The organism is Streptomyces sp. NPDC085944 (assembly GCF_040686295.1).
Lineage (GTDB): Bacteria > Actinomycetota > Actinomycetes > Streptomycetales > Streptomycetaceae > Streptomyces > Streptomyces salinarius.
In genome coordinates this window covers 224,147-243,071 of record NZ_JBFBJX010000005.1, presented here as the reverse complement: position 1 = coordinate 243,071, position 18,925 = coordinate 224,147, and the positions used below count along the sequence as shown (strand labels likewise).

The window sequence follows — 18,925 nt, the reverse complement described above, 5'->3', positions numbered from 1 at the left end:
GCCCGGCGACCCCACGACCGGCGCCTCAGCACAACACAGAAAGCCGAGGTCACCGTGACCACGAAGACTACCCAGCAGGACGCCGCCCGCGCCTCCTACCTCCGGGCCCGCACGCTCGTCGACCGGCTCGTCGACCAGGTGCCGACCCTCCCGAACGCCGCCGAGGCCCACCGCAGCTTCGCTCTCGACAGCTACGAGGCCCGCCTCCACTTCGGCGTCGGCCTCGACGCCGGCCGCGGCGTCCTCGAGACCGCCACCCTTGTCGACACCGAGCCCGTCCGCGAGGCCAAGCACAACGGCAAGGGCGCCCTCATCGCGTACTGGATCGGCCTGCGCACCGTCGTCGACGGCGTCCCGCTGTCCGCCTGGGCGCTGACGAACGCGGCCGACGCCGACACCCTCCTGCCCCCGGCCGAGGACACCAACGCGGCCGAGAGCCCGGAGACCACGGCGACGCAGCCCATCCCCACCGTGTCCGCCGACCCCGCCGCCGTCGTCGCCCCGGCCATCACCCCCGTGCCGCTCGCCGCGATGACGACCGCCGCGTCGGAGACCCGCGCGTGAGCCGGGACGTGCAGCACCGGCTGCGCTTCCGCCTCGAGCTCGCCACCCAGATGCTGGACCTGCCGCTGAACGGCGAGCACCTCGAGCGCCTGGCCGTCGAGCTCGCCCCCGCCGTCAAGGCGATCGTCGCCGAGGAGATGGAGGCGCACGCGGAGACGGTGCCCGTCGCCTACGGCGTCGTCCGCACCGACCTCGACGCACAGGCCGGCGTGCACACCACCACCTATGCCGGGTGCACCGCCCGCATCGGTACCGAGGTCGACCTGGAGTCTCCGGCTGCGTTACTCGCTGCCGAGCTCCGCGGGCAGCAGCCCGACGTCATCGCGACCGACGTCCCCTGCGCCACGTATCTGGGCCTGACCGTACGGCCGCAGTCCCTGCACGCCTGGCGGTGGTGGATCGACAAGCTCAACGTCCACCCCGACGCGATCACCCGCCAGGACGACGCGGCCTTCGCCATGGGCGTGGTCGGCGACGTCGCCGTCGCGCTGTGCGGCGACGGCGTGCCGACCCTCATGGTCGACGAGCCCGCGGCCCGGCTCATGGGCCTGCTCGCCGAGACCGACGAGGCCCCGGTATGAGCGGCAGCACCGCCTTCGCCGTCGAGTGGCTGCGCGTCGGCGGGATGACGGCCAGCGCCTGGGCGGTGCTCGCGGTCCTCGTCAAGGTCGCCGCCGACCGCACCGACCCGGGCCCCGCGGCCCGCCCGTCGGCCGAGCCCACCCCCCGCCCGGCCGCGCCGCCCCGCCCCTCGTTCCCGCCGTCCACCGCCCGGCACGCCGGACCGCCCGCCCTGGACGAGGTCCGCCTCCTCACCGCCGCGTCTGTCTCCCTCACCAAGAGGCCCACATGGAACTGATCACCGAGACCTACTTCGGATGGGACTCCCTCTCCCACGCCGCCGACTGCCCCAACCCCGTCTGGGACGAGGCGCAGATGCGGCACACCGAGGGCATCCGCCCCCAGTCCACCGGCCCCGACCACCACGCCTGCGAGCACCCCGACTGCGGCCACGGCGACACGTTCCGCCGGATGCAGCTGCGGCTGGCGTGCCGGGACTGCGGCACCGTCCACACCATCGGCGCCGAGGGCCCCGTCGGTAACCGCCTCACCATCGGCGAGACCGGGTGGGGCCAGGCCCCGACCCAGCACGGCGGCGTGTGGCTGTGGCCCGGCCGCCCCGCCGCCCCCGGCCGGGAGCCGTACGAGTACCTCGTCACCCTGCAGGGCGCGGCCATCACCCGCGCCACCCTGTACGGGATCATCACCGGCTACCGCGACACCCTCGGCACCCCGGTGTGGATCGCCGGGTGCGAGCCGACCGACGACGGCGCCCACCAGATCTCCGCCATCCGCTGGCGCCACGCCTCCGACGCGCTCGGCTCCGTCAAGGCCTGCGCCGAGTTCATCGACATCACCGCCCACCACCCCCAGCGCCCCGTGGTGGTGAACGTCTGATGCCGAACCTGCCCACCACCCGGGTGACGATCACCATCGACGTCGACCTCGCCAGCCTGCCCCGTGTGTCGGACGACCGCCTCGCGATGCTGTGGCACGCCGCTCAGTTCAACCCGGCGCCGTTCGGTGACGAGATGGCAGGCGAGCTGGTCACGAAGATCGGATGGGAGATCATCCGCCGCTGGCTCCGCCACACCCCGCCGGCGATGTACCACCACCAGCAGCACCACCACCACTGGCACCACCTCACGCGCTTCGCTGTCCACCGCAACGGCGAGTGGCAGCTGGACCCGGACAAGGTGGCCACCGAGCAGACCGCGGTCGCCGAGGACGGTGACCGCTGATGCCGAAGACCCGCAAGCCGCGCAAGAGCTCTCCGCGCTTCGAGTTCAACGGGGGTCTCGTCGGCCAGTCGCGACCGGCCGCGAACACCGCGGCGGTCGAGCCGTGCACGGTCGACGGCTGCGGCACCACCGCCGATCAGCCCCGCCCGGCCCCGGCCATGATCCGCGTCGAGGTGGCCGGTACCGGGGAGCCCGCCCGCTGGTACTGCCCCGGCCGCTGCGCCGCCATCGGCCGCGCCCTCGCCGACGTCCGCGGCATCGACCGCCCGGGCGGTGAGGCCGCGTGACCTCCCGTACGGACACGATCGCCGCGGTGCTCCGCCGCCCGCGCCTGACCCGCCCGGTCGTCGCGCACGAGCTGCGCGAGCGCCTGGTCCAGGGCCTCGAACCGGGCGGCACCGCGACGGAGTGGACGGCGACCGTGCCGCAGCTCGCCGAGGCCATCAACACCAAGCTCGAGGAGCGCGAGGCGCGCGAGCAGAAGGACACCCGAGGCCGCGCCCAGCGGCCGGCGGGCGGCGCCACTGCTCGCGAGGAGATCCTCGCGGTCCTTGAGTCGGCCGGCTACAACACGGCGGCCGCCGCCGAGCTGCTGGCTCGCGCGCACCGCGAGCCCCGCACCAACCCGCCGGACCTTGCGTCCCGGGAGACGTTGGCGGGCGGTCACGCCCTGGTCGTCGAGTACGGCGACTGCGAGTTCCACGGCTCGTGCCAGTGCGGCCGCCGCCTCGGCACCGTCCGGCCCAGCACCCCGGTCGACGTGCTCGCCGCGAAGTGGGAGCGCCACACCTGCACCGAAGTCCATGCCCTCTCTGCCTCGAACGGAGCGTCATGACCACCCCGCGCACCCTGCCCCACGACGACTACATCACCGCCGTCAGCGAGGCGCTCGACAAGGCCGGCCTCGAGGTGAAGGACGGCCGCACCGACGACAGCGAGAGCCGCGGCACGTACTGCTACCTCAGCGCGGTCATCGAGCTGGACATGATGAGCGTGGGCCTGCAGGACGAGCAGCCCGGGCTGCTGCTGATCTGGGAGTGGCACACCGGCCGCGAGGCCGAGCACGGCGAGCCGGACCGGGGCCCCGTCTGGCAGTTCGCCGCGCTCAAGGACGACGGCTCCACCGAGTACCCCACCGACCTCCCGGTCTACGGCTACGCCGCCCCGGCCGCCGTCGTCGAGGCCGCCCGCAAGGTCATCAGCAGCGAGATCAAGCCGGGCAACTTCTTCAACTCCGGCCAGTGGCAGGGCTGGACCGGCGGGCTCATCGGCGGCTCCTGGCAGAAGGCCGACCAGCTCGAGGCGGCCTGCGCCGAGTGGGACGCCCGCGAATGACCGACGACCAGCCGCGGATCCCTGGCGTCGCGGGGGTGTGCGGGGTCCGGGCCGACGAGCACGACCCCGACGCCCGCCTCTACCCCTGCGGCTGGCGGTGCGCCCTGCACACCCCGAACGCCATGGCCGGTCGGCCTGAGCCCCCGCCGGGGCCGGGCTGGCCCGCCCACCGCCAACCCCCACACGGCACCGACCCCGAGGCTGCTGCCCCCACCAGCACCGAGCACAGGCAGGACGAGACCCGATGACCGCACCGGCCCAGCCCCGCAGCTTCCCGACCCCCGGCGACCTCTTCCCCCGCCCCGCCGCCGCGGCGAAGCCCGCCCCCGCTCCCACCCCCGCGCCGGAACCGGAGCCGCAACCGGCGCCGGAACCGGAGCGGGAGCCGGCCACGGCGGCGGAGTCCATCGCGCCGGGCACGCTGAGGCCGAGCGAGGTCATGCGCCAGCTGTACCAGCAGGCCATGCGCAGCAGCCGCCTGCAGCCGCACGGCCGCCTCCTCGCCCTCACCCTCCTCGGCTACGCCGACCACAAGACCGGCGTCCTCACCTACGAGCCGACCGTGGCGCAGCTGTCCTACGCCACGGGCCTCACCAACGGCCAGGTCAAGGTCCAGCTGCGGGTCCTCGCCCAACGCGGCTGGTTCACCAGGCGCAAGGCCCGCGGCGGCCCCCGCTCCGACCGCGTCGTCGGCCAGGTCTGCATCCCGGCGCTGGTCCTCACCCGGCTCCGCACCCGCAAAGCCCACGCCGACGACTGACCCACCCCACGATCCGCCGGGCGGGCGCTGACCACGCCGCGCCCGCCCGGCACCCAACCCGCAACCCACGACTGGAGATACGCGTGTCCCTGTTCCGCAGGAAGCCGGCCCCCACCCCGCCGCCCGCACCCGCCGTCGCACCCGCGCCGCTGGCGCACGTCCCCCTCGGCCAGCCCATCGCGGCCGGCACCAACCTGACCAAGGGCGGCTCGGCCAGCATCAGCCTGACCAAGGGCGACCCCACCGCGCAGATCACCGCCCACCTCGACTGGGACGGCGGCTCCGACAACCGTCGCGCCCGCGGCGCCGACCTCGAGCTGTACGTCCTCCACGTCCCCGCCGCCGATGTCGTCGCCGGAGGCAAGCGCAGCATGCCCACCCAGGGCGGCGCGATCTACTACCGCAACCTCGGCAGCCTCGACCAGCCCCCGTACATCCGCCACCACGGCGACAGCCTCACCCCCGGCCGCGAGACCGCGACCATCGCCCGCCCCGACCAACAGGGCTACGCCCTCATCTGCGCCTACAGCGCCGTCGGCAACGGCGTCGGCTCCTTCAAGGAGTACGGGGCCCGCGCCATCGTCACCGACGGCCGCGACCAGACCGTCACCGTCCCGCTGTACGACGACAACCGGTACGCGTACTGGGTGGCGATCGCCCTCGTCGACTTCACCCACGGCAGCGCCCTCATCTCCCAGGTGGAGCTGTACTCCCGGGCAGGCTCCGAGGCCCGCCCCGCCCTCTACTCCAACGGCCGCATCGGTATGGACGAGGGGCCGGTGGAATTCAAGTGAGGCGCCCCCTCGCCGCGTTCGGCGCGGCCCTCTGCGCCACGGCGCTGCTGCTGACCGTCTCCTGTTCGGCCGACCAGGAGCAGGGTCCGGCCGGGCGGGTCGTCGCCAAGGAGCGGGAGCAGGAGTGCCGCACCGTCACGACCGGCACCGGCGCGAAGAAGAAGTCCAGCCGCGACTGCCACTGGGAGTACGAGCTCACCACCCGCGACAAGGCCGGTGACGAGCACGAGTTCGAGGTCCCGGCCGACGTCTACGACAACTGCCGCCGCGGCTCCGCCTACCCCTCCTGCATCAACCGCTGACCCACCACTGAAGGAACCTGATGTCCGCCGTCGCGTTCGCAGCCGCCGAGGCTGCACCGCACACCCAGCCGCAGTCCGCGGCTCCGGGTGCGCGGCCGCGCGCCGGCGGACTCACCGTCCGCGTGCCTCTGCGCCTGGTCGCGGGCAGCCAGTACAGCGACGCTGCCCTGGCTGCCTACGTCAAGATCGCAGCGCTGGCCCTCCGCCCGGAGGGCTGCACCGCCCGCGTCACCACCCTCGCCACCTACCTCGGCATGTCCAAGTCCGCGGTCGAACGCGGCCTCAAGCAGCTGCGCAACCCCGACCCCGTCGACGGCATCGTCGAGGTGCCCACCACCCGCCGTACCGCGTCGGGCGGCACCGGCGAGAGCGCGCACCGCACCGTCCGCCCGCTCGCCGAGGACGAGCTGTGGGTCCGTATCCCGGTCCGCGCGGCCGAGGCCCTCACGCCGCGGCTGCTCCGCGTGTACGCGCTCCTCACCTACGCCACCGCCCGCCAGATCCCGATCACGACGACCGAGCTCGGCGAGATGCTCTACCACCACAGCGGGGCGAAGGCGGGCCAGCACCTCACGGAGATGTCCGCGCGGCGCCTGGTCGACGAGCTCGAGGGCACGGGCTGGCTGACGGTGCGCCGGCGTCAGGGCGGGCAGGGCCGCCACGCCTACGAGACCAACCGGACCCCGCTCCACCCGGCGCCTGCTCCGGCGCCGGTCGTCGAGGACCAGGAGCCGGAGCAGCTGGCGCTGTGGGATGCCGGGTCACCGGTCATTCATGACGGATCCGGTCCGAGCGATCATGACGGATCCCTCGCGTCTAGGGAAGATCACCTTGGACTGACCGACCTTGAAGAGACGGAGCTGGGTGGGGGTGCCCGCCGTAGGCGAGGTGACCGTAAGTGGGTCGCCGACCCTGTGGACAACTCGGTGCCGGACACGTTCGGGCGGGGCGAGACTCGCGCTCCGCGCGGCAACCGCCCCACCACGACGCCCCACCACGACCACAACCCCGACGGCCCCGGCGCCTACACCGGGCCCGAGCTCCGCTGGACCGAGCGCATCCACATCGCGCTCGCCCCCGTCCGCCACGAACTCGACGACGTCCGCCGCTTCGTACTGCGCCGGGTCGCCCGCGAGATCGGCCGCCAGCTCGACGCCGGCATCACGCCGGAGCGGATGGCCGCCCGCATCCAGGCCCGCTACCGCAGCATCTCGCCCTCCGACATCCGCGACATGGGCGCCTGGCTCCTCGCCGTAGGCATCGTCCGCGGCGGCTGCGACGACCTCCGCTGCGAGGACGGCGTCATCTGGGGAGCCGACCCCGACGACCACGAGGCCGGCGCCGCCTGCCGTACCTGCGCCCGGCAGAAGGAGGCGACCGCCGCCTGGTGGCGGTACGCCCGCGACCTCGAGGCCCGCCTGCAGCAGATGCGCGCGCAGCGCCTGCAGGCCGCGGCCGCCACCCGCCAGCAGCCCGACCACGCGCGGCCGGCGCGGACCTCGGTGCTGCCGCCGAAGAAGACCTACCGCCAACGCGACGCCGCGTCGGACGAGGAGATCCTCGCCGCCGTCGCCACCCACGGCGAGGCCGTCGCGCTCCACCTCTACGGCCACCTCAGGACGCTGCCGCTCCTGCACGGCCGCCCTCGCGGAGAGGACACCTGATGCCCACCACACCGCACCCACGCCGCGGCGTCACCACCTGCAACCGGTGCGGCGCGCAGATCCGCTGGGCCTCCGGCCCGCTGCCCGGGCAGCGCACGCCGCTCAACGCCCTGCCGTCGCCGGTGGGTGGGCTGGCCGCCCACACCAACGGGCTCGGCGGCCTGGTCGTCCGAGAGCTGACGCCGGACCGGCCGGAGCCTGAGCACCTCGAGTGGAAGGCCGTCGCGCACTGGACCAGCTGCACCGGCAACGCGGGCTCGCGGCCGTCGCCGCCGGCTGCCCCCGTGCGCCGGCCCGCCCGACGTCGGCCGACCAGCCAGCCGCCGCTGTGGGGACAGGGCGGGTGGGGACGGTGACCACGTCCGCAGCCCGGGAGGACTGGCGGTCGCAGGCGGCCTGCGCCGGTGACACCAGCACCTTCCACAAGCGCTACCCGGCCCCGGCGAAGGAGGTGTGCGGCCGGTGCCCAGTGCGTGCCGAGTGCCTGTACGACGCGGTCGCCACGAAGGCACCGCACGGCGTCTGGGGTGGCCTCACCCGCGAGGAGCGCAAGCTGCTGCCCGTCCTCCCGACGGACAAGACGAAAGCGATCGGCGTGCTGCGGGACGTCCTGGACACGGCCGACCCCGCCGCCGAGGAGCACGAGGAGCAGCAGCCCACCGCGGCGCCCCGGCCTGCCCGCTCCAACGGCGGCCGGTACACGCCCGAGCAGCGCGCCGTCGTCGAGCGGCGCACCATCGAGCTGCTCCGCGCCAGAGCCTCGTACAGCGAGATCAAAGCGGAGCTCGGGATCAGCGCGCCGACCATCATCCGGATCCGCCGCAGAGCAGGCCTTCCACCGTCCGGCCGCACCGGCTCGCCTCCCTCCCGTACGAAGGCCGCGGCCCTCGCCGAAAACGTCGAGCCGTACGGCGACGGACACGCCCGCTGGACCGGACCCATGTCCGGCCGCATGGCGCAACTTCACGCCGAGCAACGCCGCTTCAACGCCCGCCGCGTGGTCTTCGAGGAGCACCACGGCCGCGCCCCGGTCGGCTACGTCCGCAGCAACTGCGGCGAGCAGGCGTGCTTCGCCGGCGCCCACCTCACCGACGACCTCATGCGCAACGCCGCCCCGTCCTCCGCACCCCAGCGCCCCGCCGGCGCACCGTCTGAAAGGACCCGCCCTGCCGTGACCACCACCCCACACACCACCGAGGCCGTCAGCACCAGCAAGCTCCTGGCGTGGGCGGAGGATCACCCGGACCCCAACGTCCAGGCGCAGGGCGCCCGTATCGAGGCCTCCCTCGTCGGGCTGCGCCAGCGGTACGACGCCGACCAGGAGCTGACCGCCATCACCGCCAAGCGTGCGCGGCTGGAGAAGGAACTCACCGCCCTCGCCGCTCGGGAGGCCGAGCTCGCCCCGGCCAAGAAGAAGCGCAGGTCCGGCGCGTACGTCCGGGACTACGACACCCGCACCGTTCGCGCCTGGGCCGTCGAGAACGACATCGCCTGTCCGACGGTGGGCCAGATCCCCAAGCGCGTCCTCGACGCCTGGCGAGCGGCCAACGCCCAGACCGGCGGCGGCACGTCGTGACCGAGACCGACACCGAGTGCGCGCTGTGCCACAAGCCGATCCGGTCCGCGGCCGCCCGGGCACGCCGGATCGGGGCCGGGTGCTGGCGCAAGCTCGCTCCCGCCCAACGCGCCGCGATCCGCGCCAGCCCCCGCAACATCCGGGCCGCCCTCGCCCAGCCCGTGCCCACCACCGACGGCCAACTCCCGCTCGAGGAACAGGACCCCACCAGTGAGTGACGCCCCTCGCACCGACGCCGAGCTGCTCGCCGAGCTTGGCCCGCTCGCCGCGGCCATCGGCGACAAGGTGCACACCGTGCCCGTGCGCCTCGGCCCCGGCGGCGCCGACCAGCTCATCAGCGAGATCACCCTCGCCGTAGCCGTGTACGTCGGCCGGCACGTCCTCCCCAGGGAAGCGCTCGAACTTCGGCAGCCGCCGAAGCCGACCATCCGCCAGTGGCAGGTGGAGACCCGCTCGGGCGACGGGCCCTGGCGGGCGTACGGCGCGCCGTGGCCCGACCACACCGCCGCACGCGAGGACTTCGAGGAGGCCGTCCGCACGGCCAGCACCCGACGCCATACGCCACGGCGGGAGTTCCGCCTCATCCGCACCACCGCCTCCTACGCCGTCGAGGCGCAGCACACCCCGGAGCACACCTCGTGATCATGTCCCTGGCGCTCGCTGCTGTCGGAGCGCTCCTCATCGGCACGGCCGTCATCGCCTTCGCCACCGGCCGGATCCAGCGGCGCCAGCTGTGGGCCGGCCTTGCGCTCGGCAACGTGTCCTACCTCATCGCGAACGTCCTCGACGGCCACACGATCACCGCGGGGTTCTCCGCAGGCGGCGTCGCTCTCTGCGTATGGATGTGGTGGATCAGCGGCGACGGCACACGCCGGCGCCTGCGAGACCTGGCACGCCGCTTCCAGGGTGTGCGCCGTACGGCTCCGGCGGGAGGCACGGCGTGATCATCCGCGAGGCCATCGACACGATCTTCACCCTCGGCTGGGCGCTCCTCGCCTGGGTCGCCGTGCTCGCCGCCCTCACCACGGCGGTGCTCTTCGGCATCGCGGCCGCCGTGTGCGTGACCGCCCGGGCGCTGTGGCGGCGTATCCGCCGGCAGCACCGCCCCTCGCGCGACGAGTACGAGGAAGCCGCGTGACCAGCGCCCCGTCCGCCCGTGCTGCCCTGCCCGGCTACGGCCGGGCAGGGCGCCCTCCCCACCGCCAGGAGCAGCCTGTGCCCAGTACCCGCCGATACCTGTATGCCGCGGCCGCCGGCGCCGTCCTCCTCACCGCCGCCACCATCAACGCCCTCGCCCACGGCCTGCACATACCCGCCATGCTGTTCGCGTTCGGCGTCCTGGTCCTCACCGAGGCCGCCCTCCGCGAACACCGCCGGCTGCGCCGCCGCCGGCTCGAGGCCGAGTGGGCCAGACGCTGCGCCCGCGGCGACAACCCCCCGCCCCTGAACCCGTGCTGCGCCCTCGGCCACGCCTCCCACGACCAGGCCCACGGCGAGGACTGCACCCAACACTCCCTCACCAAGTTCCTCGACCACATCGAGCAGCAGCACCGGGAGGCAGCGTGACCTTCCCCAAGCTCACCCCCACCGAGCGCATCGCCGATCCCCGCTGCGGCTGGAAACCCGACGCCGACTCCCCGGCCCACGGTGCGCCCGCCACCTGGCACATCGCATGGCACCTCGTGTACCCCGCCGACTTCTCCCTGGTCTGCGACGAGCACATGGCCGTCATCCAGCGGGACATGGTCTACGCCGACCGGCACCCGGCAGAGCTGGCCTGCGACATGCCGGGCACCGGCTGGCTCACCACCGATCCGTCCCGCTGCGTCATGGCGACGACCGACGACCGACAGGCCCACCGCCAGGCGGACGCCTCATGACGGCCCACCCCATCTCCGAGAACGCCGGCCACTGGTGGCTGGTGTCCGGGAAGTGGCGCCGCCTCCACGCCATCCCCGGCCAGGTCATCACCCGCCAGCAGATGAGGGACTCCATCGACGAGAACCGGCCGCTCCTGGCCCGCGCGGCGTGCGGGATGCGCCGCCGCTGGTGGATGCCCGGCCTCTTCTCCCGCCTCGGCCGCCGCCGCTGCACCCCCTGCTGCACCGCGCTCGGCATCCCACCCGGCTACGGCACCCCCGCCAACGAAGCCGACCTCAACCGAAAGGACCAGACCCAGTGAACGACCAGCCGGCCGACCCGGCCACCGAGGACGACACCCACCCCGAGCCCCCCTCCGACGAGGAACTGCAGACGTCCCTGCCCGTCCGCCCCGATCCACGACAGCCCGCCTACGACGCCGTCTACGGATACATCCGAGGCCTCGACACCTACCTGCCGCCCGACCCCGTCCACCGCAACGCCGTCATCTGGCGCGCCGTCCAGGCCGCGCTCGACGCAACGCACCTCGGCCGCTGCGTCTCCTCACACTGCGTCGAGGCCGACCACATGGTGGCCACAGCCGAAGAGTCCAACCCGGCAACGACCGAGCCGGAACTGACTGCAGAGGAGGACGAGGCCGAGCGCTTCAAAGCCGACTACCTCAGCGCGTGCAAGACGATCGCCGACATGCACGCCGCCGCCACCGGCCGCACCGGCGAAGGCCCCGAACGGGGCGTAGTCGAGGACGTCGCCGACGTGCGCGCCCGCATGCTCGCCGCCGAGGAGCGCGCCGAGAACTTCGAAGGCCGCGCCCAGGCGTACGAGCAGCGTGCCCAGTACCAGGCCGACCGCACCGCCCGGCTCACCACGGACCGGGACCGGCTCCGGACCCGGCTGGCCGAGCAGGAGACCGAGACGATGCGGCAACTGCAGCGCGCCGAACAAGCCGAAGCTGCCATCGCCCGCGTGCGCGCACTCCACCGCCCCGCCGACCACCGCGGCCTCCTCATCTGTGTCGAGTGCTCCTGCTACGACGGATCGTCCACGGACAACAGCCCCTGCGGGTACGAGCACTGCCCCACGAACGCCGCACTGGAAGGACTGCCCTCGTCGGCGACGGCCGCCGTCGTCGACGAGGGCAGGCAGGAGATGGTCGCTGAACTCGGTGACGATCACCGCAACGTGCAGCCGGAGGAGGCCCTCGCCTACCACGCCATGGGTCTGTCCCACCGTGTGGAGCGGGCCGAGGCCGAGCGGGACGGTGCGTATCGGGAGCGGGCGTACCTCGTCGCGCTCCTGGCCGCGATGACCGACGGCGCCGTCATCGCCCCCGCCGTCGACGTCGAGGAGCCGGGCTGGCAGATCGTCTACCTCACCATCGGCGGCCGCCAGGCCAGCTGGCACATCAGCCCTCGCGACGCCGACCTGTTCGCGTGCGTCCCCCACGTGGACACCGACCATCCCCGGGCGCAGTGGGACGGCCACACCACCGAGGACAAGTACGCCGACATCCGTCAGCACACCCGCGACCTGTTCCACCAGTGCGGGCCGGCCTGCGCCGAGGGCCACACCTACACCGACCGCTGCGAGGGCGCCCACCAGGCGGACGACTCCGACACCACCACGCCCGACGTCGTCCACCCCGCCACGGAACCGCAGGCCAGCAGCCCGCACGGGGTGGACGAGTGACCGGCCACGAGGAGACGCCGCCGGACTGGGCACGCGCGGCCATGGAGGCGTACCGCGAGGCCCTCGAGACCCTGTACTACGAGGTCTCCTCGTACCGGTACCCGGCTGCCCCGTTGTCCGACGACGTACGGCCGGTGTTCTTCCTGCCCGACGGCGCCACGGAGTGGAAGTCCCTCGGCTACACCAACGACCCGATCGCCGACACCGTCTACGAACTCGTCGTCCGCGGCAAGGTGCCCGGCGTCACCATGCCGTGCCAGCACGGCACGACGTCCTTCTCCGCCACCGTCCAGGCCTCGATCGACGACGGCCTGCGCACACTGACCAACGCGATCGCCGCGGTCTGCGAGCGGGACCTGGACCGACGGCTGCTGCGCCTGGCCGACGACCTCGGCCGGTGGGAACCCCACGTCCGCCTCGAATGGCACCAGGTGCAGCAGGTCCTCGAGGACGCCGGCATCGCCGACGGCTACGGCCGCCTCACCATCCCCCAGCCCGTACGCCCACCCATCGAACCCCCAGCCCGGAACGGACAGCCGTGAAGCTGATGATCACCCGCGGCGTGCACCGCGTCCTCACCGCGATCCACGACGCCCCCGCCCCGCCGACCGGCCTGGAGATCTGCCGGGCCACGGGCAAGGGATCCGGCACCGTCTACCCGATCCTCGACCGGCTCGGGCGCGCGGGCTGGATCGGCAGCCGCCCCCACCCCACCCGCGACGGCGCCTGGGTCTACCACCTCACCTACCTCGGCCAGCTCCGCGCCGGCCTCGCACCCACGACCCGCCGCGAGTAGCAGCCGACGACCACCACCTGGTGCTGCCGGGCCGCGCCCAACACGGCGCGGCCCGGCCACCCACCCCGTACCACCAGCACAGCAAGGAGACACCCGGTGACCACCCACACAGCCCAGCCCTGCGCCGCGGCCACCTGCACCCGCAGTCTCCGAGACCACGAGCAGACCACAGGCCAACGCCTCTGCGACCCCTGCGTCCACCTCATTGGCGTCTGGCTGCAGGTCGAACTCCCCCGGCAGATCATCGTCCTCGAGGCGTCCCGCCAGCGGGAGACCACCGGCTCCTCCACCGGCGGCCGCACCGCCTACCGCACCGCGCCCCTCCCCGGCCGCGACGACATCCTCAACCTCCTCGGCCCCGCCGCCTGGTCCGACGCCACCCACGACCCCTACGGCCAGGCCGCCGCCGACCAGCACGGCACCGTCCCCATCCTCGGCGTCCTCATCCCCTGGGCCCGCACCATCTGCGACACCCGCCGCCTCAACCCACCCGCCCTCACCCCCACCGCCATCGCCACCTGGCTCGCCCACCCCCACGTCCTCGACTGGGCCGCCCACCAACCCTGGGCCGGCGACCTCCGTGACGAGCTCCACCAGCTGATGCGCACCATCCGCGCCGTCACCCGCCTCCGCCCCCAACGCCGCCCCGTCCCCCAGCCGTGCCCGCGCTGCGACGGCCTGACCCTCGTCGCCACCGACCACCAGCTGTACATCGAGTGCACCGACGACCAGTGCCGCGCCATGTACACCCGGGAGGAACTCGCCCTCGCCGCACGCCTCGACGTCGGCCAACACGGCGCCGTCTGCCTCACCAAGAACTGCACCGGCCAGACCCACGAACTCCCGGCCGGCCGCCACACCCACCGCGTCCACTACTGCGCACCCGCCGTCCTCGAAGGAGCCCAGCCGTGAACCGCCTGCGCTCACTCTGGAACCGGCTCGTCCCCTCCCGGCGACGCCCGGCACCCGCGCCGCCGCGCCCGGACTACGTGCGCATCCACCGCCTCGAGCGGGAGCTCGGCCTCATCGAGGAGCGTCCCCTCCGCTCGAACCTCACCGTGTGCCTGACGAAGAACTGCGAGGGCGACACCGAAGACCTGCGCACCTGGTCCGGCCAGATCATCCGCCGTGTCCACTCCTGCAGACCCGGCTGATACTCGGATGCTGGCGCTGCTCGCACCGGCTACCGTGGCTCGTGTCCAGGTGCGCAGGCTGCGGTTACTTCCTTGGAACGGACTCTGTACCGCCGCCGACCTTGATCTCTGGACCACATAGCTCGAGCCGCCCGCCACGGGGGATACAAGGCGGGCGGCTCGCTCACGCTCAGTGCGTCCACACCTCGGGCCCACCGCCACGCCACTCGATCAGGCCGGACCGTACGACGTCGAGGTCGTCCCAGCCCTGAAGGCCGGCCTCCTGCAGGAACGCGGCCACGTCCTGCGTGCTGTAGGCGAGGCCGAGGATCGTCCCGTCCACCCGGACCCGGCGGCCGTCGGACTCGTCGGGCGGGTACACGATCACAGGCGGCGGGCTCATACCCTCATCGTCCGCTCGCCGAGCGGCGGCGGCACGGTGAGCGGGTCATCCTGGTGACGTGTACCCGGAGCGCTACCACCTGGTCCTCCTCCTCGACGGCCGACCGACGATGCACGGCTGGTGGGCGGACGAGGCTGTGGCCCGCCGGAAGGTCGCCTCGTGGATCGGCGCCTACGGGCAGGCCGGCGCCCGCGTCACCCTCACTGACGAGGAGACGGGCACCGTGTTGACGGAGTGGCCGGACCAGGGGTGATCGTCTGCCATCCTGTCGGCCATGGCCCACCGCCCGTACCCCGTCGCCGCCCGCGCGCTGCGACAGATCATGCGCCGCCACCGCAATGAGATCCCGGCCGTCAGGCTGCCCAGCGGCCAAGAGGCCGTCGAGCGGCTGCAGGCTGGGTTCGCCGCGTCGCCCAGCTCGGGCGACTACGTGCTGTCCACCCGCCGCCGGTAGCCCGGGCACGACGAAGCCCCCGACTCGTTGGAAGTCGGGGGCCTCGATGCATGCGGGCTACGGCCGCCAGTGCTCGCGGTAGCCGGGCCGGTCCGCGTAAGGCAGGGCGAACAGGCGCAGGGTCGGGCACGGGTACTGCGTGATGCAACAGGTGCAGGATCGTCCGTCGACGCCGGGCCGGTCCCAATCCGGGTTCGGCTCTGACCGGTGGATCGCGAACAGCTGCCGCTTGGCGTTGATCTCGCGCAGTACCCGCGCCGGATCATGTCGGGCCGCGTGCTCGAAGGCATGCGTGGGCGAGTCCGCGTCGGGATCAGCCTCGTCCTGGCGGTGCGAGACGACGGCGCCCCAGAGCCCGCTCATCACGTCCGGCGGTCGCGGGAGGCCCGGGCGCAGGGCAACCAGCAGTTCCTCGTCCTCGCCGCTGGAGACTTCCCACTCGTCACCGAGCGGTGCCGCCTCCCAGGCCCCCGGCTCGCCGACTACCGTTGCGCCGCTCGCCGCGCGCGCGATTCGCTCGTCGTCGTCGAGCTGTGCGCGCAGCCAATGCACCAGGTCATCCATCGGCCTGCTCTCTCTTCTTCCGCGATGCGCCGCTGAGGCCGGCGCCGATCTGCTGCGCCCGGGCCGGGGTCACTCCGCCGAGGAGCTGACCGATCTCGGCCCAGGTCTTGCCCTGTTCCTTGAGCGCCTGGACGCGGCGCTGTCGCAGTTCCCGGAGGCGCGAGTGATGGGCAGGCCATTGGGCCAGCGCCTGCGACACGGCGACGGCGCATGCCTCGTCGTCCTCGATGGCCTCGAACGCCTCGATGGTTTCCACCAGGCGCTGCACCTCCTCCAACTCGTCAGCCACCCGCGCTCCTTCCTGCGGTGAGAGCGCGACAACGCCACCAAGCTAAACCCTAGGGTTGCGTTCATCAACCCTAGGGTTTAGCTTGTGCTGGCGAGGCCGCTCCTCGGTCTCGTGTCCAACAACAAAGCCCCGGCCCGGAGTTGCCGCTCCATGTGGGCCGGGGTGGACCCACCCCGAAGCGATCGAAGGAGCAGGCCCATGGCTGACCCTACCCAGCCTCCCGACACCGGCGAAGCCCTGCGCACGCTGGTCGAACAGCCGTCCTACGCCGCGCGCCTCCTGGTCTTCACGGCCCGGCTGCTCGAGCGGGACCCGGCCGAGCCGATGACCAACCGCGCCGGCGGCCTCGCGATGACCATGGCCATCGACGCCGTCCTCGGCAAGCTCCCCCAGGCCGTACGCGACGACAGCGTCGCCCGCGCCACCCGCGCCATGCCCGACCTGAGCGACGGCATCACCCGCGGCGAGGCCGCCCTCCGCCTCCGCGCCACCGCCAAGAACCTCGGGATGAACACCCCGCGGTGCGCCCGGCCGAAGGCCCAGACCGCCACGGCGATCGCGCTGCAGCTGCTCGGTGAGATGGCCGGCCGCCTCGAGACCCACCGCCCGAACGCGACGATCACCACCATCGGACGTCACGCCCTGCTGCAGGCCACCACCATGGACCCGCCCGTCCTCCGCGCCCTGCGCCAGCACGCGCCGGAGATCGACGTCGCTCTGACCCGCCGCCAGTACGCCGCCCGGCTCCGCACCGCCGCCGCGGCCCTCGCCCACGAGGTGACCGAGTGAGCGCGGCCCCGGTGTGCTGCGGCCGGCCGATGCGCGCGAGCGGCTCCCAGCTCGTGTGCGGGAAGTGCGGTGCCTGGGTCGACCCCGGCACCGGGCCCCGCCCGCTCCTGGCGGTCGCCGCCGAGCCCGACCCCGACCACGGGCGCGCGCCGGACCCGCTGCCCATCCGGCCGCCCCGCCCGCACCCGCGGCAGCCCTCCGCCCTGGCGGCCTGACCACCACCAGACCGGCCGGGCCGCGAACCTCCCCCCGCGGCCCGGCCACCCACCCACCCAAGATCCAGAAGGACGTTCCTCGTGTCTGACCACGCCCGTCTCGCCTCCACCGGAGCCCTCGGCGCGATCGCCATCGGCGGCGCCGTCATCACCGGCTGGTGGCTCCTCTCCGCGGCCGCCAGCATCGTCGCCGTCGGCGCCCTCGCGATCCGCTTCGGCTTCCGCCGCGGCAAGAACGCGGGGCAGCAGTGACCACCCAGCACACCCGCCATACGCCGCTCGCCGCGCGGGTCCACCGCTCCGGCACCGTCCTCGCCGCCGCGATCACCCTCGTCGCCGCCGCCCTCTGGGCCAGCCACCACGGCATCACCGCCGCCTCCTACAGCGACGAGACCAGCAGCAGGCTCGCCGCGGTGTGGGCCGTCACCTTCCTGCTGCTGCTCTCCCAGACCCTCATGTACCACTTCGAGCGGCCCCGCCGGGTCAGCCCGCGCGCCCACCGCCAGCTCGACGCACTGCACACCGCGGTCCTCCTGCCCGTCTACAACGAGGACCCCGGCTACCTCCGGCTCGGCCTGCAGTCGTTCCTCACCCAGACCCGACGGCCGGACAGCGTCCACGTCGTCGACGACGGATCCACCAGCAGCGACTACGCCACCGTCCGCGCCTGGTGGACCCGCGCCGCCGCCGCGGCCGGCATCACCACCACCTGGCACCGCACGCCCAACCAGGGCAAGCGCCACGCCCAGGCCACCGGCGTCCAGGCCAGCCCGTACGCGGACGTCTACATCACCGTCGACTCGGACTCCTGCCTCGCCCCGAACGCCGTCGAGGAGATCCTCGCCCCCCTCGCCCGGGCACGGGTGCAGTCGGTGGCCGGCATCGTCCTCGCCACCAACCACCGCGCCAACCTGCTGACCCGCATCACGGACCTGTGGTTCACGACCGGGCAGCTCACCGACCGCAGCGCCCTGTCCGCCATGGGCGCCGTCCTCGTGAACTCCGGCCCCCTCGCCGCCTACCGCGCCGACGTCGTCCGCGACAACCTCGACTCCTACCTGAACGAGACCTTCCTCGGCCGGCCCGTCCGCTTCTCCGACGACAGCCTGCTCACCCTGTACGCCCTGCTGCGCGGCCGCACCGTCCAGCAGCCCAGCGCCGTGGTGTTCACCGCCCTCCCGGAGAAGGCCTCCCACTTCGCCCGCATGTACATGCGGTGGATGCGCGGCTCCACCATCCGCTCCGTGTGGCGCATGCGCTACCTCCCCGTCACCGGATACGCCTACTGGGCCCACCTCCTCAGGTGGTTCCAGGTCGCCCTGTCCACCGTCGTCCTCGCCTGGCTCCTGGTCGTCGAGCCCCTCCGCTACGGCAACCTGCCGCCCGCCTCCTTCCTGGTCGTGCCGTTCCTGATCGGCTGGGCGCAGGCCCTGCGCTACCTCGGCGTCATCCGCTCCGACGAACGCATGCGCCACCGCGCCGTCACCTGGCTCCTCATGCCGCTCGCAGTCGTCGGCTCCTGGACGGTGCTCCGCGTGATGCGCTGGTGGGGCGTGGCCACCTGCGCCCGCACCGGATGGGGCACCCGCCAGAACGGCGCCGAGGTCTCCCTCGCCGGGGCCACGCCGGCGCTCGAGGCCGCGGCCGTCCCCCTCGCGCTGCCTGCGGCCCGGTCGGACAGCGACACGGTGGAGATCCCCCTCGTCAAACTGTTGGACCCGGACACGGAGAACACCCTCGAGCTCGCCTGGCCCGCCCGATGAGCCGCCACCTCGCGAGCCCCCTCGCCCGCTACGGCTTCACCGTCTGCGCCGTCGTCGCCCTGCTCACGGCGCAGCCCGGCCCGTTCCTCGTCACCACCGTCCTCGCCCTGGGCGCGTGGCGCTGCAGCCGCCGCCCGCGAAGGAGCACGCAG

Annotated in this window: 36 protein-coding genes; 33 read left to right on the top strand and 3 right to left on the bottom strand. The window is 73.4% G+C overall.

Annotation, left to right across the window (positions count from 1 at the left end; genetic code table 11):
• Positions 1-54 precede the first annotated feature (54 nt).
• The 27 genes from AB0P07_RS12060 to AB0P07_RS11930 all read left to right on the top strand — a co-directional run bounded on the left by AB0P07_RS12060 (position 55) and on the right by AB0P07_RS11930 (position 14,317).
• Positions 55-564, top strand: a complete 510-nt coding sequence (locus tag AB0P07_RS12060; RefSeq protein WP_365548776.1) for a hypothetical protein — start codon at positions 55-57, stop codon at positions 562-564.
• Positions 561-1,145 (top strand): hypothetical protein, encoded by a 585-nt coding sequence (locus AB0P07_RS12055; protein ID WP_365548774.1) that lies wholly within the window; start codon positions 561-563, stop codon positions 1,143-1,145. The genes AB0P07_RS12060 and AB0P07_RS12055 overlap by 4 nt, the downstream gene beginning before the upstream one ends.
• On the top strand, positions 1,142-1,423 hold the full coding sequence (locus AB0P07_RS12050; RefSeq protein WP_365548771.1) for a hypothetical protein: 282 nt from the start codon (positions 1,142-1,144) through the stop codon (positions 1,421-1,423). The genes AB0P07_RS12055 and AB0P07_RS12050 overlap by 4 nt, the downstream gene beginning before the upstream one ends.
• Positions 1,414-2,022, top strand: a complete 609-nt coding sequence (locus tag AB0P07_RS12045) for a hypothetical protein (protein ID WP_365548768.1) — start codon at positions 1,414-1,416, stop codon at positions 2,020-2,022. The genes AB0P07_RS12050 and AB0P07_RS12045 overlap by 10 nt, the downstream gene beginning before the upstream one ends.
• A complete protein-coding gene (locus AB0P07_RS12040) occupies positions 2,022-2,366 on the top strand; it encodes a hypothetical protein (protein ID WP_365548765.1) in 345 nt (114 codons plus the stop codon). Before AB0P07_RS12045 ends, AB0P07_RS12040 begins: the two co-directional genes overlap by 1 nt.
• Positions 2,366-2,653: a hypothetical protein gene (locus tag AB0P07_RS12035; RefSeq protein ID WP_365548762.1), complete on the top strand. Its 288-nt coding sequence runs from the start codon at positions 2,366-2,368 to the stop codon at positions 2,651-2,653. The genes AB0P07_RS12040 and AB0P07_RS12035 overlap by 1 nt, the downstream gene beginning before the upstream one ends.
• Positions 2,650-3,201, top strand: coding sequence for a hypothetical protein (locus tag AB0P07_RS12030; RefSeq protein WP_365548759.1), 552 nt, complete (start codon positions 2,650-2,652; stop codon positions 3,199-3,201). Before AB0P07_RS12035 ends, AB0P07_RS12030 begins: the two co-directional genes overlap by 4 nt.
• Positions 3,198-3,701: a hypothetical protein gene (locus AB0P07_RS12025; protein WP_365548756.1), complete on the top strand. Its 504-nt coding sequence runs from the start codon at positions 3,198-3,200 to the stop codon at positions 3,699-3,701. Before AB0P07_RS12030 ends, AB0P07_RS12025 begins: the two co-directional genes overlap by 4 nt.
• Positions 3,698-3,949 carry a hypothetical protein gene (locus AB0P07_RS12020; protein ID WP_361670120.1) on the top strand — a complete coding sequence of 84 codons (252 nt, stop codon included), beginning with the start codon at positions 3,698-3,700 and terminating at the stop codon, positions 3,947-3,949. The genes AB0P07_RS12025 and AB0P07_RS12020 overlap by 4 nt, the downstream gene beginning before the upstream one ends.
• Positions 3,946-4,461 carry a hypothetical protein gene (locus tag AB0P07_RS12015; protein ID WP_365548753.1) on the top strand — a complete coding sequence of 172 codons (516 nt, stop codon included), beginning with the start codon at positions 3,946-3,948 and terminating at the stop codon, positions 4,459-4,461. Before AB0P07_RS12020 ends, AB0P07_RS12015 begins: the two co-directional genes overlap by 4 nt.
• Before the next feature lie 83 nt (positions 4,462-4,544).
• Positions 4,545-5,255 (top strand): hypothetical protein, encoded by a 711-nt coding sequence (locus AB0P07_RS12010; RefSeq protein WP_365548750.1) that lies wholly within the window; start codon positions 4,545-4,547, stop codon positions 5,253-5,255.
• The gene (locus AB0P07_RS12005; RefSeq protein WP_365548748.1) at positions 5,252-5,557 is read left to right on the top strand and encodes a hypothetical protein; all 306 of its coding nucleotides are present in this window, start codon (positions 5,252-5,254) and stop codon (positions 5,555-5,557) included. The genes AB0P07_RS12010 and AB0P07_RS12005 overlap by 4 nt, the downstream gene beginning before the upstream one ends.
• A 20-nt stretch (positions 5,558-5,577) precedes the next feature.
• Positions 5,578-7,221, top strand: a complete 1,644-nt coding sequence (locus AB0P07_RS12000) for a hypothetical protein (protein WP_365548745.1) — start codon at positions 5,578-5,580, stop codon at positions 7,219-7,221.
• Complete coding sequence (locus tag AB0P07_RS11995; RefSeq protein WP_365548742.1) at positions 7,221-7,577, top strand: hypothetical protein; 357 nt, start codon at positions 7,221-7,223, stop codon at positions 7,575-7,577. Before AB0P07_RS12000 ends, AB0P07_RS11995 begins: the two co-directional genes overlap by 1 nt.
• Entirely contained in the window at positions 7,574-8,797 is a 1,224-nt protein-coding gene (locus tag AB0P07_RS11990) for a WhiB family transcriptional regulator (protein WP_365548740.1), read from the top strand. The genes AB0P07_RS11995 and AB0P07_RS11990 overlap by 4 nt, the downstream gene beginning before the upstream one ends.
• On the top strand, positions 8,794-9,015 hold the full coding sequence (locus tag AB0P07_RS11985) for a hypothetical protein (RefSeq protein ID WP_365548737.1): 222 nt from the start codon (positions 8,794-8,796) through the stop codon (positions 9,013-9,015). Before AB0P07_RS11990 ends, AB0P07_RS11985 begins: the two co-directional genes overlap by 4 nt.
• Positions 9,008-9,439, top strand: a complete 432-nt coding sequence (locus tag AB0P07_RS11980; protein WP_365548734.1) for a hypothetical protein — start codon at positions 9,008-9,010, stop codon at positions 9,437-9,439. Before AB0P07_RS11985 ends, AB0P07_RS11980 begins: the two co-directional genes overlap by 8 nt.
• Positions 9,436-9,741, top strand: coding sequence for a hypothetical protein (locus AB0P07_RS11975; protein ID WP_365548731.1), 306 nt, complete (start codon positions 9,436-9,438; stop codon positions 9,739-9,741). Before AB0P07_RS11980 ends, AB0P07_RS11975 begins: the two co-directional genes overlap by 4 nt.
• Entirely contained in the window at positions 9,738-9,935 is a 198-nt protein-coding gene (locus tag AB0P07_RS11970) for a hypothetical protein (protein WP_365548729.1), read from the top strand. Before AB0P07_RS11975 ends, AB0P07_RS11970 begins: the two co-directional genes overlap by 4 nt.
• A 77-nt stretch (positions 9,936-10,012) precedes the next feature.
• Positions 10,013-10,363: a hypothetical protein gene (locus AB0P07_RS11965; RefSeq protein WP_365548726.1), complete on the top strand. Its 351-nt coding sequence runs from the start codon at positions 10,013-10,015 to the stop codon at positions 10,361-10,363.
• On the top strand, positions 10,360-10,677 hold the full coding sequence (locus AB0P07_RS11960) for a hypothetical protein (protein ID WP_365548723.1): 318 nt from the start codon (positions 10,360-10,362) through the stop codon (positions 10,675-10,677). Before AB0P07_RS11965 ends, AB0P07_RS11960 begins: the two co-directional genes overlap by 4 nt.
• On the top strand, positions 10,674-10,979 hold the full coding sequence (locus tag AB0P07_RS11955; RefSeq protein WP_365548720.1) for a hypothetical protein: 306 nt from the start codon (positions 10,674-10,676) through the stop codon (positions 10,977-10,979). The genes AB0P07_RS11960 and AB0P07_RS11955 overlap by 4 nt, the downstream gene beginning before the upstream one ends.
• On the top strand, positions 10,976-12,367 hold the full coding sequence (locus AB0P07_RS11950; protein ID WP_365548717.1) for a hypothetical protein: 1,392 nt from the start codon (positions 10,976-10,978) through the stop codon (positions 12,365-12,367). The genes AB0P07_RS11955 and AB0P07_RS11950 overlap by 4 nt, the downstream gene beginning before the upstream one ends.
• Entirely contained in the window at positions 12,364-12,909 is a 546-nt protein-coding gene (locus tag AB0P07_RS11945; protein WP_365548714.1) for a hypothetical protein, read from the top strand. The genes AB0P07_RS11950 and AB0P07_RS11945 overlap by 4 nt, the downstream gene beginning before the upstream one ends.
• 5 nt (positions 12,910-12,914) lie before the next feature.
• The gene (locus AB0P07_RS11940; protein WP_365549268.1) at positions 12,915-13,163 is read left to right on the top strand and encodes a MarR family winged helix-turn-helix transcriptional regulator; all 249 of its coding nucleotides are present in this window, start codon (positions 12,915-12,917) and stop codon (positions 13,161-13,163) included.
• Positions 13,164-13,259: 96 nt separating this feature from the next.
• The gene (locus tag AB0P07_RS11935; protein ID WP_365548711.1) at positions 13,260-14,075 is read left to right on the top strand and encodes a hypothetical protein; all 816 of its coding nucleotides are present in this window, start codon (positions 13,260-13,262) and stop codon (positions 14,073-14,075) included.
• Complete coding sequence (locus AB0P07_RS11930; RefSeq protein WP_365548708.1) at positions 14,072-14,317, top strand: hypothetical protein; 246 nt, start codon at positions 14,072-14,074, stop codon at positions 14,315-14,317. The genes AB0P07_RS11935 and AB0P07_RS11930 overlap by 4 nt, the downstream gene beginning before the upstream one ends.
• Before the next feature lie 169 nt (positions 14,318-14,486).
• Here AB0P07_RS11930 and AB0P07_RS11925 read toward each other — a convergent pair whose 3' ends face one another.
• Positions 14,487-14,699, bottom strand: a complete 213-nt coding sequence (locus AB0P07_RS11925; RefSeq protein WP_365548706.1) for a hypothetical protein — start codon at positions 14,697-14,699, stop codon at positions 14,487-14,489.
• 58 nt (positions 14,700-14,757) lie between these two features.
• Here AB0P07_RS11925 and AB0P07_RS11920 point away from each other — a divergent pair, with 58 nt between their 5' ends.
• Entirely contained in the window at positions 14,758-14,952 is a 195-nt protein-coding gene (locus AB0P07_RS11920) for a hypothetical protein (protein WP_365548704.1), read from the top strand.
• A gap of 21 nt (positions 14,953-14,973) precedes the next feature.
• Entirely contained in the window at positions 14,974-15,153 is a 180-nt protein-coding gene (locus AB0P07_RS11915; protein WP_361670185.1) for a hypothetical protein, read from the top strand.
• A 57-nt stretch (positions 15,154-15,210) separates the two neighbouring features.
• Here AB0P07_RS11915 and AB0P07_RS11910 read toward each other — a convergent pair whose 3' ends face one another.
• Both AB0P07_RS11910 and AB0P07_RS11905 read right to left on the bottom strand, forming a co-directional pair.
• The gene (locus AB0P07_RS11910; protein ID WP_365548700.1) at positions 15,211-15,717 is read right to left on the bottom strand and encodes a DUF6221 family protein; all 507 of its coding nucleotides are present in this window, start codon (positions 15,715-15,717) and stop codon (positions 15,211-15,213) included.
• Positions 15,710-16,006: a hypothetical protein gene (locus AB0P07_RS11905; protein WP_361670193.1), complete on the bottom strand. Its 297-nt coding sequence runs from the start codon at positions 16,004-16,006 to the stop codon at positions 15,710-15,712. Before AB0P07_RS11905 ends, AB0P07_RS11910 begins: the two co-directional genes overlap by 8 nt.
• 198 nt (positions 16,007-16,204) lie before the next feature.
• Between AB0P07_RS11905 and AB0P07_RS11900 the strand changes: the two genes are divergently transcribed.
• The 4 genes from AB0P07_RS11900 (at position 16,205) to AB0P07_RS11885 (ending at position 18,773) form a co-directional block, all read left to right on the top strand.
• Positions 16,205-16,795, top strand: coding sequence for a hypothetical protein (locus AB0P07_RS11900; protein WP_365548697.1), 591 nt, complete (start codon positions 16,205-16,207; stop codon positions 16,793-16,795).
• The gene (locus tag AB0P07_RS11895) at positions 16,792-17,010 is read left to right on the top strand and encodes a hypothetical protein (protein ID WP_365548694.1); all 219 of its coding nucleotides are present in this window, start codon (positions 16,792-16,794) and stop codon (positions 17,008-17,010) included. The genes AB0P07_RS11900 and AB0P07_RS11895 overlap by 4 nt, the downstream gene beginning before the upstream one ends.
• Positions 17,011-17,091: 81 nt before the next feature.
• Complete coding sequence (locus AB0P07_RS11890) at positions 17,092-17,262, top strand: hypothetical protein (protein ID WP_365548691.1); 171 nt, start codon at positions 17,092-17,094, stop codon at positions 17,260-17,262.
• A complete protein-coding gene (locus AB0P07_RS11885; RefSeq protein WP_365548688.1) occupies positions 17,259-18,773 on the top strand; it encodes a glycosyltransferase in 1,515 nt (504 codons plus the stop codon). Before AB0P07_RS11890 ends, AB0P07_RS11885 begins: the two co-directional genes overlap by 4 nt.
• Positions 18,774-18,925: the final 152 nt, after the last annotated feature.